The organism is Streptomyces sp. NPDC005438, from assembly GCF_040606315.1.
In the GTDB taxonomy this organism is placed as follows: Bacteria; Actinomycetota; Actinomycetes; order Streptomycetales; family Streptomycetaceae; genus Streptomyces.
Genome location: NZ_JBEXEP010000007.1, coordinates 382010 through 396431 on the forward strand (window position 1 = coordinate 382010; position 14422 = coordinate 396431).

The 14422-nt window shown below is 73.8% G+C and carries 10 protein-coding genes; 8 read left to right on the top strand and 2 right to left on the bottom strand.

The window, feature by feature from the left end:
* Positions 1 to 45: 45 nt before the first annotated feature.
* The 5 genes from ABZT14_RS17495 (at position 46) to sucD (ending at position 7231) form a co-directional block, all read left to right on the top strand.
* A complete protein-coding gene (locus tag ABZT14_RS17495) occupies positions 46 to 1116 on the top strand; it encodes an AAA family ATPase (protein ID WP_356303149.1) in 1071 nt (356 codons plus the stop codon).
* A complete protein-coding gene (locus tag ABZT14_RS17500; RefSeq protein WP_356303078.1) occupies positions 1113 to 3632 on the top strand; it encodes a DUF5682 family protein in 2520 nt (839 codons plus the stop codon). The genes ABZT14_RS17495 and ABZT14_RS17500 overlap by 4 nt, the downstream gene beginning before the upstream one ends.
* Positions 3629 to 4786: a VWA domain-containing protein gene (locus tag ABZT14_RS17505; protein ID WP_356303081.1), complete on the top strand. Its 1158-nt coding sequence runs from the start codon at positions 3629 to 3631 to the stop codon at positions 4784 to 4786. The genes ABZT14_RS17500 and ABZT14_RS17505 overlap by 4 nt, the downstream gene beginning before the upstream one ends.
* 367 nt (positions 4787 to 5153) lie before the next feature.
* Positions 5154 to 6326 (top strand): ADP-forming succinate--CoA ligase subunit beta, encoded by a 1173-nt coding sequence (sucC, locus tag ABZT14_RS17510; protein WP_356303084.1) that lies wholly within the window; start codon positions 5154 to 5156, stop codon positions 6324 to 6326.
* A 20-nt stretch (positions 6327 to 6346) separates the two neighbouring features.
* Complete coding sequence (sucD, locus tag ABZT14_RS17515; RefSeq protein WP_356303087.1) at positions 6347 to 7231, top strand: succinate--CoA ligase subunit alpha; 885 nt, start codon at positions 6347 to 6349, stop codon at positions 7229 to 7231.
* Between the two features lie 124 nt (positions 7232 to 7355).
* Here sucD and ABZT14_RS17520 read toward each other — a convergent pair whose 3' ends face one another.
* Positions 7356 to 8396, bottom strand: coding sequence for a sigma factor-like helix-turn-helix DNA-binding protein (locus tag ABZT14_RS17520; protein ID WP_356303090.1), 1041 nt, complete (start codon positions 8394 to 8396; stop codon positions 7356 to 7358).
* A 956-nt stretch (positions 8397 to 9352) separates the two neighbouring features.
* Between ABZT14_RS17520 and ABZT14_RS17525 the strand changes: the two genes are divergently transcribed.
* Positions 9353 to 10672, top strand: coding sequence for a DUF6350 family protein (locus ABZT14_RS17525; RefSeq protein WP_356303093.1), 1320 nt, complete (start codon positions 9353 to 9355; stop codon positions 10670 to 10672).
* A gap of 226 nt (positions 10673 to 10898) precedes the next feature.
* Here ABZT14_RS17525 and ABZT14_RS17530 read toward each other — a convergent pair whose 3' ends face one another.
* The gene (locus tag ABZT14_RS17530) at positions 10899 to 11705 is read right to left on the bottom strand and encodes a hypothetical protein (protein WP_356303096.1); all 807 of its coding nucleotides are present in this window, start codon (positions 11703 to 11705) and stop codon (positions 10899 to 10901) included.
* 295 nt (positions 11706 to 12000) lie between these two features.
* Between ABZT14_RS17530 and purN the strand changes: the two genes are divergently transcribed.
* Together purN and purH are read left to right on the top strand one after the other, a co-directional pair.
* Entirely contained in the window at positions 12001 to 12660 is a 660-nt protein-coding gene (purN, locus tag ABZT14_RS17535) for a phosphoribosylglycinamide formyltransferase (RefSeq protein WP_356303099.1), read from the top strand.
* Positions 12657 to 14237 carry a bifunctional phosphoribosylaminoimidazolecarboxamide formyltransferase/IMP cyclohydrolase gene (purH, locus tag ABZT14_RS17540; RefSeq protein WP_356303102.1) on the top strand — a complete coding sequence of 527 codons (1581 nt, stop codon included), beginning with the start codon at positions 12657 to 12659 and terminating at the stop codon, positions 14235 to 14237. The genes purN and purH overlap by 4 nt, the downstream gene beginning before the upstream one ends.
* Positions 14238 to 14422: the final 185 nt, after the last annotated feature.

The window sequence follows — 14422 nt, forward strand, 5'->3', positions numbered from 1 at the left end:
GAGCACCCGCAGCGGGCCGACACCGACACCACCGGCGCGGACGCTCTGCGTCCGCACGCCGAGCACGCGTTCGCCTCCGAGCTGGACGCCCTGACCCGGGCCGACGACCGCCCCCGTCCCGAGCGGTGGCGGATGTCCCCCTGGGCGGTGGCCACCTACCTGCTGGGCGGGACCCTCCCGGACGGCACGGTGATCACCCCGAAGTACGTCGGCCCCCGACGGATCGTCGAGGTGGCCGTCACCACCCTGGCCACCGACCGCGCCCTGCTGCTGCTCGGGGTGCCGGGCACCGCCAAGACCTGGGTGTCGGAGCATCTGGCGGCGGCCGTCAGCGGGGACTCCACCCTGCTGGTGCAGGGCACGGCGGGCACCGCCGAGGAGGCCATCCGGTACGGCTGGAACTACGCCCAGCTGCTGACGCACGGCCCCAGCCGGGACGCCCTGGTGCCCAGCCCGGTGATGCGGGCCATGGCCGAGGGCTCCACGGCGAGGGTGGAGGAGCTGACCCGTATCCCCGCCGACGTGCAGGACACCCTGATCACCGTGCTGTCGGAGAAGACCCTCCCGATCCCGGAGTTGGGGCAGGAGGTGCAGGCGGTGCGCGGCTTCAACCTGATCGCCACCGCCAACGACCGCGACCGTGGGGTGAACGAGCTGTCCAGCGCGCTGCGGCGCCGGTTCAACACGGTGGTGCTGCCCCTGCCGGCCTCGGCGGAGGCCGAGGTGGACATCGTGTCCCGTCGGGTGGACCAGTTGGGGCGTTCGCTGGACCTGCCGAGTGTGCCGGAGGGGGCCGACGAGATCCGCCGGGTGGTCACCGTGTTCCGTGAGCTGCGCTCGGGAGCCACCGAGGACGGCCACACCAGGCTCAAGTCCCCGTCCGGCACGCTGTCCACGGCCGAGGCGATCTCGGTGGTCACCGGGGGACTGGCCCTGTCCGCGCACTTCGGGGATGGGGTGCTGCGCGCCTCCGACGTGGCGGCCGGCATCCTCGGCGCGGTGGTGCGCGATCCGGCGAACGACCGGGTGATCTGGCAGGAGTACCTGGAGTCGGTGGTGCGCGAGCGCGAGGGCTGGAAGGACTTCTACCGCGCCTGCCGCGAGGTGAGCGCGTGACCGGCGGCCGGGGCACACCGCCCCTGCTGCTGGGCGTACGGCACCACGGTCCCGGTTCGGCCCGTGCGGTCGCGGCGGCCCTGGAGGCCTCCCGCCCGGACGTGCTGCTGATCGAGGGGCCACCCGAGGCCGACGCCCTGGTGGAGCTGGCCGGTTCGAGGGGACTACGGCCCCCGGTCGCCCTGCTGGCCTATGTGACGGGGGAGTCGAGCAGGGCGGCCTTCTGGCCGTTGGCGGAGTTCTCCCCGGAGTGGGTGGCCCTGCGCTGGGCGGTGCGACGGGGCGTGCCGGTGCGGTTCTTCGACCTGCCGGCCGGCAACACCCTGGCCCTGCGCGACCGGGAGGGCGGATCGCCGGAGCCCGAACCCGACGCCGCGGGCGGTGACTTGGGCAGCGACTTGGGCGGCGACTTGAGCGGCGACCCCGGGAACACCCCGGGCGGGCCCCGGCCGCTGCGGGTCGACCCCCTGGCCGAGCTGGCCCGGGCGGCGGGGTACGACGACCCCGAGCGCTGGTGGGAGGACGCGGTCGAGCACCGGGGACGCCCCGCCGGGGAGACCGGACAGGACGCGCTGGCCCCCTTCGCCGCCGTGGAGGAGGCCATGACGGCCCTGCGGGAGCGGCCCCCCGAAGGCACTCACGAGGCCGACCGCGTCCACGGACCCGATGACCCCCGCCGCGACCACCCCGACGACGCCCGCCGCGAGGCACACATGCGGCTGCGACTGCGGGAGGCGGTCCGGGAGTTCGAGCGGGTGGCCGTGGTCTGCGGCGCCTGGCACGTACCAGCCCTGCGCACCAGGACCACCGTCAGCGCGGACCGCGCCCTGCTGAAGGGCCTGCCCCGGGTCAAGGTGGGGATGACCTGGGTGCCCTGGACGCACCGCCGGCTCAGCCGCCGCAGCGGGTACGGCGCCGGGATCACCTCCCCCGGCTGGTACGGCCACCTGTTCTCCGCCCCCGACCGGCCCCTCGAACGCTGGATGACCCGGGTGGCCGGCCTGCTCAGGGACGAGGACCGCCACGTGTCCCCGGCCCACGTGATCGAGGCGGTGCGTCTGGCGGAGACCCTGGCCACCCTGCGCGGCCGTCCGCTGGCGGGGCTCACCGAGACCCTGGACGCGGTGCGGGCGGTGATGTGCGAGGGCTCCGACGTTCCGCTGGCCCTGGTCCACGACCGCCTGGTGGTGGGCGACGCCCTGGGCGAGGTGCCCCACGACGCCCCAGCCGTACCGCTGCAACGGGACCTGGAACGCGCACAGCGCTCCCTGCGCCTGCCACCCACCGCGCGGGACCGGGAGGTGGACCTCGACCTGCGCCGGGACATCGACAGCGGCCGTAGCCGACTGCTGCACCGCCTGCGGCTGCTGGACGTCCCCTGGGGCGAGCCCACCCACGCGCGTACCGGCAACACCGGGACGTTCCGGGAGAGTTGGCGTCTGCGGTGGGAACCCGAACTGGCGCTGCGGGTGGTCGAGGAGGGGGTGTGGGGCACCACGGTGGAGGGCGCCGCCACCGCGAGGGCGCGAAGCCGTGCCCGGGCGGCCGGTTCGCTGTCCGGGGTGTCCACCCTCGCCGAGCGCTGTCTGCTGGCCCACCTGCCCGACGCCCTGCCGGTGGTGATGCGGGCCCTGGCCGACCGTGCCGCGCTCGACGCCGACGTGGGCGAACTGGCCCTGGCCTTGCCCCCGTTGGTCCGGGCGATGCGGTACGGCGACGTGCGCGGCACCGACTCCTCCTCCCTCACCAGGGTCGCCGAGGGGCTGGTGGAACGCGTCTGTGTGGGCCTGCCCCCGGCCTGCGCCGGACTGGACCAGGAGGGCGCCGCCCAGATGCGCACCCATCTGGACTCCACCCACCGCGCGGTGGCGCTGATGGCCCAGGCCGGGGCGGACGGCGGCACCGGCCCGGGCACGGACCTGCGCCCCCGGTTCCGGGAGACGCTGCGTTCCCTGGCCACCCGGGACACCGCCCCCGGGCTGATCCAGGGGCGCTGCGTCCGACTGCTGCTGGACGAGGGCGAGTTGGACGACGAGGAGGTGGCCCGCTGGATGGGCCGGGCCCTGTCCCGGGGCACCGACCCCGAGCGGGCCGCCACCTGGGTCGAGGGCTTCCTGTCCGGTGGCGGGATGCTGCTGGTCCACGACCGGCGCCTGCTCGGACTGGTGGACGCCTGGCTGACCCGGGTGCCCGAGGAGGCGTTCGTCCAGGTGCTGCCGCTGCTGCGCCGTACCTTCGCCGAGTTCGAGACGGGCGTGCGACGCACGGTGGGCGAACTGGTGCGCCGTGGGCCCGAGGAGGCGCCGGACCCGGACCGTGTCGAGCCTCCGGTCCGGTACGGCTTCGCCGCCGTACCGGACCGGGAGCGGGCGGACGCGGTGCTGCCCACCCTGCGGTCGCTGCGGGGCCCGGGGCCCGGAGGCCCGCCCACCGAAGCCGCTCCGGTTCCCGCCCCGACCCGCGCCGACCCGACCCCGGCTGAGGCGTCCGGCATCCCCCAGGAGGTTGCGCCATGACCGTCGACTCCCAGGAGAGGCTGCGCCGTTGGCGGCTGGTGTTGGGCGGTGAGCGGGCCGGAGAGGGCACCGGCTGCCAGCTCAGCGGTGGGGACGCCGACATGGACCGTACGCTCACCGCGCTGTACGGGCAGCGGGGCGGAGGGGGAGGCGGGGGAGGCGGCACCCGCTCGGCCGGGCTGAACGGCTCGGCACCTCGGGTGGCCCGCTGGCTGGGCGACATCCGCACCTACTTCCCCAGCTCCGTGGTGCGGGTGATGCAGCGGGACGCCATCGACCGACTGGGGCTGTCCCGGCTGCTGTTGGAGCCGGAGATGCTGGAGTCCGTGGAGGCGGACGTCCATCTGGTCGGCACCCTGCTGTCGTTGAACCAGGTGATGCCGGAGTCCACCCGGGAGACCGCCCGGCAGGTGGTGCGGAAGGTGGTCGACGACCTGGAGCGGCGCCTGGCCAGCCGCACCAGGTCCACCCTGAACGGCGCCCTGGACCGTTCGGCCCGGGTCAACCGGCCCCGGCATCGGGACATCGACTGGAACCGCACCATCCGGGCCAACCTCGGCAACTACCTCCCGGAGTACGGCACGGTGGTGCCCGAGCGGCTGGTCGGGTACGCCAGGGCGTCCCAGGTGGTGAAGAAGGAGGTCATCCTCTGCGTCGACCAGTCCGGCTCGATGGCCCCCTCGGTGGTGTACTCCTCGGTGTTCGGGGCGGTGCTGGCCTCGATGCGTTCGCTGAGCACCCGTCTGGTGGTCTTCGACACCAGCGTCGTCGACCTCACCGACGCCCTGGACGACCCGGTGGACGTGCTGTTCGGCACCCAACTCGGCGGCGGCACCGACATCAACCGGGCCCTGGCCTACTGCCAGTCCCACATCACGCGCCCCTCGGAGACCGTGGTGGTGCTGATCAGCGACCTGTACGAGGGCGGCATACGCGAGGAGATGCTCAAGCGGGTGGCCGCGATGAAGGCCTCCGGCACCCAGTTCGTGACCCTGCTGGCGCTGTCCGACGAGGGTGCCCCCTCCTACGACCGGGACCACGCCGCGGCACTGGGGGCCCTGGGCGCCCCGGCGTTCGCCTGCACGCCCGACCTCTTCCCGGAGGTGATGGCCGCCGCGATCGAGAAGCGCCCGCTTCCGATACCGGAGCGGTGAGGGCGCGCTCCCTCAGCGCCCAGCCCGCCCCGCCGCCCCGGCTGGCCCAACGGCCCCGTGGCCGGCGGGAGTTGGCCGCTGGTGGGGCCCCTCACCCGCGTCTGCCCGGCCCCGGTGAGGCCCCGGCCCGGGGCCCGTAAGGGCCCGCTGGCGCGACCGGTTGTGACCGGTCTCACCGCGCCGGTGTGACCCGCGATTTAGGCGGCGCACTGAGGCGGGGCTACTCTGCAAGACGGACATGCCGCGCCCCCGGGTCGACGTTGAGAATCGTGAGCGCCCTCGTTGTGACCGCGTTGTCACGCTGCCCTAGCGGCACGCCCACGCAGACAACGAACCGCGATACCAGGAAATAAGGGGACGGACGCGCGTGGACCTGTTCGAGTACCAGGCGAGGGACCTCTTCGCCAAGCATGACGTACCGGTACTGGCCGGTGAGGTCATTGACACCCCCGAGGCGGCGCGCGAGGTGACCGAGCGACTCGGCGGTCGCGCGGTCGTCAAGGCGCAGGTGAAGACCGGTGGTCGAGGCAAGGCCGGCGGCGTCAAGCTGGCCTCCGACGCTGACGACGCCGTGGAGAAGGCCGGCCAGATCCTGGGCATGGACATCAAGGGCCACACGGTCCACAAGGTGATGCTGGCCCAGACCGCCGAGATCGCGGAGGAGTACTACGTCTCCTTCCTGCTGGACCGCACCAACCGCACCTTCCTCGCCATGGCCTCCGTCGAGGGCGGCATGGACATCGAGGAGGTCGCCGCCACCAAGCCCGAGGCGCTGGCGAAGATCCCGGTGGACGCCGTCGAGGGTGTCACCGAGGCCAAGGCCCGCGAGATCGTGGACGCCGCCAAGTTCCCGGCCGAGGTCGCCGACCAGATCGCCGACGTGCTGCGCGGGCTGTGGGACGTCTTCGTCCGCGAGGACGCCCTGCTGGTCGAGGTCAACCCGCTGGTGAAGACCGGCGACGGCCGGATCATCGCGCTGGACGGCAAGGTGTCGCTGGACGCCAACGCCGAGTTCCGCCAGCCGGACCACGCGGCCCTGGAGGACAAGTCGGCCGCCAACCCGCTGGAGGCCGCCGCCAAGGCCAAGGGCCTCAACTACGTGAAGCTGGACGGCCAGGTCGGCATCATCGGCAACGGCGCGGGCCTGGTGATGTCCACCCTGGACGTCGTCGCCTACGCCGGCGAGAAGCACAACGCGGTGAAGCCGGCCAACTTCCTCGACATTGGGGGCGGCGCCTCCGCCGAGGTCATGGCCAACGGCCTGGAGATCATCCTCGGCGACCCGGACGTCAAGTCGGTGTTCGTCAACGTCTTCGGCGGGATCACCGCCTGCGACGCGGTCGCCAACGGCATCGTGCAGGCCCTGGAGCTGCTGAAGTCCAAGGGCGAGGACGTCAGCAAGCCCCTGGTCGTACGACTGGACGGCAACAACGCGGAGCTGGGTCGCAAGATCCTCACCGACGCCAACCACCCGCTGGTGCAGCAGGTGGACACCATGGACGGAGCGGCCGACCGCGCCGCCGAGCTGGCTGCTAAGTAAAGGAACGGGTCACCAACACCATGGCTATCTTCCTCACCAAGGAGAGCAAGGTCATCGTCCAGGGGATGACCGGTTCCGAGGGCCAGAAGCACACCCGGCGGATGCTGGCCTCCGGTACCAACATCGTCGGCGGGGTGAACCCCCGCAAGGCGGGCACCACCGTCGACTTCGACGGCACCGAGGTGCCGGTCTTCGGCGGCGTCAAGGAGGCGATGGAGGCCACCGGCGCCGACGTCACCGTCATCTTCGTCCCGGAGAAGTTCACCAAGGACGCGGTCATCGAGGCGATCGACGCCGAGATCGGTCTCGCCGTGGTCATCACCGAGGGCATCGCGGTGCACGACACCGCCGCCTTCTGGTCCCACGCCGGCCGCAAGGGCAACAAGACCCGCATCGTCGGGCCCAACTGCCCCGGCCTGATCACCCCCGGCCAGTCCAACGCCGGCATCATCCCGGCCGACATCACCAAGCCCGGCCGCATCGGTCTGGTGTCCAAGTCCGGCACCCTGACCTACCAGATGATGTACGAGCTGCGGGACATCGGCTTCAGCTCCTGTGTGGGCATCGGCGGTGACCCCGTCATCGGCACCACCCACATCGACGCCCTGGAAGCCTTCGAGGCCGACCCGGACACCGACCTGATCGTGATGATCGGTGAGATCGGCGGCGACGCCGAGGAGCGGGCTGCGGACTTCATCAAGGCCAACGTCTCCAAGCCCGTCGTCGGGTACGTGGCCGGCTTCACCGCCCCCGAGGGCAAGACCATGGGCCACGCCGGCGCCATCGTCTCCGGCTCCTCGGGCACCGCCCAGGCCAAGAAGGAGGCCCTGGAGGCCGCCGGGGTCAAGGTCGGCAAGACCCCCTCGGAGACCGCCCGTCTGGCCCGGGAGCTGCTCGTCGGCTGACCCCGGTCGCACCCGGACCCTCCGGCCCGCCTCCCGCCCGGGAGCGGGCCCGGGACCCGGCCGCACCACACACGGCGGGCCCACGTGGAAGACCACGTGGGCCCGCCGTGTCGTTCGCGCGGACTCAGTCGCGCTGCGCCGGGGGCACCAACGACTCGCCCTGGTCGGCGCTCGGAGCCGGATGCGGCGGGGCGAAGGGCTCCGGCGAGACCACCGAGGTGACGGCCGTGGCCACGGCCACCGCCGCAGTCAGCCCCACCGCCGCCTGGGTCCAGCGGCGCGTGGTGCGTTCACTGGCCTCGCGCACCCGGGCCAGCCGCCGGGGCCGCAGGGGTTGCGCGGCGCCCAGTTCGGCCAGCGTCTCCCCGATCCGGCGCCGCAGGTCGTACTCCGGCAGCCGCCCCAACCGGGGTACGGCGCCCACCAGTTGGCCCCGGGCGTGCCGCAGCCGTCCGGCGGTGGCCGCCGTACTGGCCTCGCACTCGGCGGCGGTCTCCGCGAGGCCCAGGCCCAGGCCGTCGTGCAGCAGCAGGACCCGCCGGTAGGGCGCCGACAGGGCCAGCAGGGCCTCCAACAGTCGCCGGTCCTCGGCGGTGCCGGGGTGCCCGGGGGGCCGCCGCCTCGCGGGGTGGAAGCGGTGCCAGGGGGAGAGGGCGTACTCGTGCGCGGCGGCGCGTACCCAGCCCTCGGGGTCGGGGTCCCGCATCACCTCGGGCCAGCGCTCCCAGGCCAGGCGGAAGGCGTGGGCTACCGCCCGCTCGGCCACCTCGCGGTTGCCGGTCAGGACGAAGCACTGCCGGGCGAGGGCGTCGGAGTGCAGCACGTACAGCAGGTCGAAGGTCCGCGCGGCGTCCGAGGGGTCGGCTGTCTCCTCGGCCCGGTCCGCCCGTTCCCGCCCGCCCTCGGCGTCCTCCGGGACGGCGGGCTCGGCCTCTTCGGCGCTGGCCGGGGTCCAGGCCAGCGGTGGCCGGTCCCACTCCCCGTACGCCCCCAGCCGGCGCGCGTAACCGGAACGGCGCCGGGGGGTGGGCAGGCGCCCCGACTTGGGCGGCTTGGCCACGAACACCGGCAGCATCCCGGCCACCGGAAGCCGGGCGGAGGGCGCCAGTGACGGTTGCCCGACGGCGGGGCGGCGCCCGTTGTGGGCGGGCGCGGGGGCGTCCACCGGCTGCCCGTACCGGGTACGCGTCCGACGCCGACCCCCCTCCCGGTCGGTGTCCCCGGCCCGTTCGTCCGAGGTGCCGCCTGGGGTCGACCCCGGACGGGTCGGAGAGGTGGCGGTGCGGGAGGTGGGTGAACCGCTGGTGGTGGAGGGGGAGTTGTCCGACGGGTGCCTGTCGCCGGGGCGCCCGTTGGAGGGGGCGGTGGGGGGTTCGACCGGGGCCGTTTCCGGGTGGTTCGGTGGTGTGGTGGTCGGGGGTGCGCTGGCGCGGGGAGTGGGTGAACCGCTCGTGGTGGAGGGGGAGTTGTCCGACGGGGCCCTGTCCCCGGGGCGCCCGTTGGAGGGGTCGGTGGGGGCTGTCGCCGGGTGGCTCGGGGGTGCGCTGGCCTGAGGTGTGGGTGAACCGCTCGTGGCGGAGGGGGAGTTGTCCGACGGGTGCCTGCCCCTGGTCGAGCGGGTGGGGGAGACGCTTCGTTCGGCCGTGGTCTTCGGGGTGGTGGTACGACGGCCACCGGAGGCGCGCCCGGTCCCGTGTTCGGCGGGCTTGCGACGGGCGGTGCCCTGGGACGACCGTGCGGTACCGGTCTTCTTTTCCAGGTGCCGTCCGCCCCGCGCCTTCTTGGCGGGGCGCGGGCGCTTGCGCTGCGCCTGTGAGCCCTGCTCCCGATGCTCTCCGCGTTCTCCGCCGGTGCTCATCCGTCCGCTCCGTTCGCGGTGCCCCGCCCGGAGGGAGGTCGCGACCCCCGTTCCGGCCCACAAGACGTCCATCTGAAAATGCGCATAACGCCATCTTGGATGACATTGCCGTTGTTCTCGCGCTGCACGGTCAAAACGGGTGTTGTTGGCAGCATGGCGCCGTGACCGCTTTCCGTACGGCCCCGCCCGCCTCACCAGCCACCCCGCCCGCTCCGGCGGCGCCCCGAAGCCCCCTCTTTCGGCCGCCCACCAGCCAGGGTGCCGTGGTCCTCTCCCGGGCGCTCTGCTCCGGCCTCCTCGCCGGAGGTCTGGGACTGGGACTCCTGGCCATCCCCGTACTGCTGCTGTGGATCAGCTCGCCCTACCCCGACAGCGGCCCCGAGAACGCCCTGCGCACCACGGCCGACCTCTGGCTGCTCGCCCACGGCACTCCCCTGGAACGCGGGACGCCCCACGGAGCGGTACCGGTGGCCCTCACCCCCCTGCTGCTGACGGCCCTGCCGGCGGTACTGCTGTACCGGGGAGCCCGTGACGCCGTCGCCATGGCGCCGCCGTGCCCGGAGAACCGGCCGGCACCGATGATCCTCGCGGTCAGCGGCGGCTACCTGCTGGCCGGAACCCTGGCCTGCGCCCTGGCCTGCACCGCCGTCTCGGGTGGAGCGCTCCACGTCACCCTGTGGCGTGCCGCGCTCCAACTGCCCCTGTTCACCCTGCCGTTGGCCGGGCTCGGGGTGTGGGCCGCGTACGGCCGGCCGCTGCCTCCCCTGGACGTCGACCCCTCCTGGGTCCGCCGCGCCACCCGGGCGACCGAACCCTGGCGGGAGACCGCCCTCCGGGGCGCCGGGGTCGGAGTGGTGGCCCTGTGCGGCGGCGGCGCGGCACTGGTGGCCCTGGCCACCCTCTGGCACGCCGACTCGGTGCAGCTGTCGTTCCCCCAGCTGACCACCGCGACCTCGGGCCGGCTGGCGGTACTGCTGCTCGCGGTGGCCCTCAGCCCCAACGCCGCGATCTGGGCGGCTGCCTACGGACTCGGCCCCGGCTTCACCCTCGGCGGAGGCAGCCTGGTCGCCCCCTCCCAGGTCACCGAGCTGCCGCATCTGCCGCACTTCCCGCTGCTCGCGGCCCTGCCCCACCCGGGGGACGGTGGCCCCGGCCCGACCGCCCTGGCGGCGGCCGTCCCCGTACTGGCGGCCCTGGCGCTGGGCTGCTGTGTGGCCCGGGCCCGTTCGGGGGGTCCCGAGGGCGGGCGTCTGAGCTGGCCCGCCACCCTCACCGCCACCGGTACCGCCTGTCTGCTCAGCGCCCTGGCCATGGCGTTGCTCGCCTGGTGCGCCTCCGGGGCGCTGGGGCACCACACCCTGGCCCACATGGGGCCGACGCCCTGGTGGACCGGCCTCGCCACCCTGGCGTGGACCCTGCTGGTCGGGGTGCCGACCGCCTGCCTGGGGCGGCTGTGGCGTACGCCGAGGAGGTCACGGGAGTCACGGGGGCGCCGGCCACGCCACGCGGCCCCGGCCAGGGGCACCGACTCCGGGCGCCGGTGGTGGTGGCGTAGGTCCCGGAGGGAAACGGTGGACGGGTGAGGGCCGGTACGGGGTCACCCTGAGGGCGCGCGAGGTCGGGTGGCTGCGGGCCACTCGGGGCTGCGAGCGGGCCGGGGCGGAAACCGTACGGCCGGGCCCCGGTCCCGTTCGCCGGCGCGCAGTCCCGCGCCTCCGGCTCCCCGTACCGTCCGGTTGTCCGGCCGCGCTGTGGGGCGGGGTGCGCGTACGGGGCGCCGCCCTGAGGCCGGCGGGGCGTCCCTCGGGATCAGTCCTGTTCGACCAGGGGGCGCAGTTGCTTGGGCACCAGGTCGCGGCACTCCTTGCGGGAGTCGGTGGTCAGGGAGTCGTTGACGCAGGCGTAGTAGTCGCGGTAGACGATCCGCACCGTGTAGTTGGCGGCCACCACGGTCAGCGCCAGGCTGGCCAGCACGATGCCGCTGATCGCCGAGGTGGCCACCGGCCGGGTGGTCCGGCCGTTGCGGGTGGTGGCCGGCTCGTCCGAGGGGCCGGCTCCCCAGGGGCCCAGTGCCGAGGCACCGCCCTCGGAGTCCCGGGACCGGTCGTCCCCGTTCGCCGGGGGGTCGTTCTTGCCCCGGAGGGCGCTGATCCCCCAGTACAGCCCGAGGGCGCCCAGCAGCAGCCCGATCGAGGGGAAGCTGACGAACGCGGCGAAGAAGAAGCCCCAGAGGCCGGCCAGCATGGCGTAGCGGGCGCGGCGTTGCACCGGGTCCCGGGGGTCCCAGCGCATCCGGGGGCCGCCGTTCCCGTTCCCGTTGCCGTTCCCGCCGTTGCGACCCTCGGGGGCGTCGCCGAAGCCGTCGCCGGACCGACCCGGCTGCTGTCGGCTCCACCGGTTGCCCCAGGGGGTGGGCTCGTCGCCCTGGCCCGAGGCGCCCCGGTCCCGGTCGTCGTCCGGGCCGGAGGAGGGCCCGTCGTCCCGCCCGCCCCGGGGCTGCCACGGCTGGTCCGCGGCACCCTCGGGGGGCGCGGCGAAGGGGTTGTCCTCCCGCGAGGTGTCGGCGCCACCGGGATCCTGGTCGGAGGTCTGGGCCGCGCGGCGTCGGTCCGTCATAAGTTCTGTGTCCCCTAGTCCTGGTGGCCCCGTCGCTGTCGTGCTGTCGCCGTCCCCGTTCCGCGCTCCCGCTGTGTCGCCTGGCGCGCTGACCCCTGTCGGGGGGCGCGCTCACCGGGAGTGATGTGGACGGGGCTGGCGTCCTTGACGCTACCCCGAGCCGCTGCCCCCGTATCTCGGGGGCCGGATCGGATGCCGGTATCGTTGCCGACGGTCGGACGCCCCGCCAAGTTCCCAGCCAGGCCCAGCGCGTACCGGCCCGCCCCGTCGCACCACCCCGTAAGGGAGCCCCACCGTGGCCGCCCAGTCCTCCACCGACCGTCCGGCCACCGACTCCACCGGGCCCGCCCGGGTGGTGGCCCTGGTCTCCGGTTCGGGAAGCAATCTCCAGGCGCTGTTGGACGCGGTGGAGGAACAGAGCGCGGAGCGTTACGGCGCCCGGGTGGTGGCGGTCGGCGCTGACCGTCCCGGTGCCCTGGGGCTGCGGCGGGCGCGGGAGGCGGGCATACCCACCTTCGTCTGCCGGCTCGGCGACCACGCCACCCGCGCGGACTGGGACCGGGCGCTGGCCGAGGAGGTCGCGGCCCATCGGCCGGACCTGGTGGTGTCGGCCGGTTTCATGAAGATCGTCGGCCCGGAGTTCCTGGCCCGCTTCGGGGACCGCACGCTCAACACCCATCCCGCGCTGCTCCCCAGCTTCCCCGGTGCCCACGGGGTGCGGGACGCGCTGGCCTACGGGGCCAAGGTGACCGGGTGCACCGTCCACTTCGTCGACGACGGCGTCGACACCGGGCCGATCATCGCGCAGGGCGTGGTGGAGGTCCGTGACGAGGACGAGGAGTCGACGCTCCACGAGCGCATCAAGGAAGTCGAGCGTGGGCTGCTCGTCGACGTCGTGGGACGCCTCGCCCGCGACGGCTACCGCATCGAGGGACGAAAGGTACGGATTCCGTGACCGTCGAAGGTACGAAGCGGCCCCTCCGCCGCGCGTTGATCAGCGTCTTTGACAAGAGCGGCCTGGAGGAGCTGGCCAGTGGACTGCATGCCGCCGGGGTGCGGCTGGTGTCCACCGGTTCCACCGCCGCGCGCATCGCCGACGCCGGTGTGCCCGTGACCGCCGTGGAGGACCTCACCGGCTTCCCCGAGTGCCTGGACGGCAGGGTGAAGACCCTGCACCCCCGGGTGCACGCGGGCATCCTGGCCGACCTGCGACTGCCCGACCACCAGCGGCAGTTGACCGAACTGGACATCGAGCCCTTCGACCTGGTGGTGGTGAACCTCTACCCCTTCCGGGACACCGTGGCCTCCGGGGCCGGGCACGACGCCTGCGTGGAGCAGATCGACATCGGTGGCCCCGCCATGGTGCGGGCCGCCGCCAAGAACCACCCCTCGGTGTCGGTGGTGGTCAACCCGGCTCACTACCCGAGGGTGCTGGAGGCGGCGAAGGGCGGGGGGTTCTCGCTGGAGGAGCGGAAGGGGCTGGCGGCCGAGGCCTTCGCCCACACCGCCGGCTACGACCTGGCGGTGGCCGACTGGTTCGCCTCCGAGTCCTCCGAGTATGCGGCCCCCGCGGACGAGTCGGGCCCGGCCCTTCCGGCGTTCCTGGGCGCCGCCTACCAGCGCCGTACTCCGCTGCGGTACGGCGAGAACCCGCACCAGCCGGCCGCCCTCTACACCGAGGGGCGGGGCGGGCTGGCCGAGGCGGAGCAGCTGCACGGCAAGGAGATGTCGTACAACAACTACGTCGACACCGAGGCCGCCCGCCGGGCCGCCTACGAGCACCCGCAGCCCTGTGTGGCGATCATCAAGCACGCCAACCCCTGTGGGATCGCGATCGGTTCGGACGTGGCCGAGGCGCACCGGCGGGCGCACGAGTGCGACCCGCTGTCCGCCTTCGGGGGAGTGATCGCGGTCAACCGGCCGGTGAGCGCGGCCCTGGCCGAGCAGGTCGCGGAGATCTTCACCGAGGTGATCGTCGCCCCCGACTACGAGGACGGAGCGGTGGAGGCGCTGTCCCGGAAGAAGAACATCCGGGTGCTGCGCTGCCCCCAACCGCCGTCCGGGGGCGTGGAGTTCCGTCCCGTCGACGGTGGCGTTCTCGCCCAGTACCGGGACGTCTACCAGGCGGAGGGGGACGATCCGGCCCACTGGACCCTGGCCACCGGTGCGGCGCTGGACGTGGCGGAGTTGGCCGAACTCGCCTTCGCGTGGCGGGCCTGCCGCGCGGTGAAGTCCAACGCCGTGCTGCTGGCCAAGGGCGGGGCGACCGTCGGGGTCGGCATGGGCCAGGTCAACCGGGTGGACTCGGCGAGGTTGGCCGTACAGCGTGCGGGCGAGGAGCGCGCCCGGGGTTCCTACGCCGCCTCGGACGCCTTCTTCCCCTTCCCGGACGGCCTGGAGGTGCTGACCGGGGCGGGTGTGCGGGCGGTGGTGCAGCCGGGCGGTTCGGTACGTGACGAGGCGGTGGTGGAGGCCGCCCGCGCGGCCGGGGTCACCATGTACCTCACCGGGACCCGGCACTTCTTCCACTGACGGACGGCTGACGGGTCCGGCCGCACGGCCGAGGGACCCGGAGCGACGGACCCCGGAACGACGTCGGGGCATCCAGCTGGAGGTCCCGGTACTGGGCGAGGGGCCGGTGGTGTCGACGTTGACGGGTGAGGTGGTGGAGGAGTTTTCGGCGGATTATTGGGTGGAGCAGTTGCGGTCGACGGTGC

Bases quoted from the DNA above. Each gene is read 5' to 3' on its own strand.
- ABZT14_RS17530 (WP_356303096.1), bottom strand. From the start codon at position 11,705: ATGACGGACCGACGCCGCGCGGCCCAGACCTCCGACCAGGATCCCGGT.
- sucD (WP_356303087.1), top strand. From the start codon at position 6,347: ATGGCTATCTTCCTCACCAAGGAGAGCAAGGTCATCGTCCAGGGGATG.
- ABZT14_RS17505 (WP_356303081.1), top strand. From the start codon at position 3,629: ATGACCGTCGACTCCCAGGAGAGGCTGCGCCGTTGGCGGCTGGTGTTG.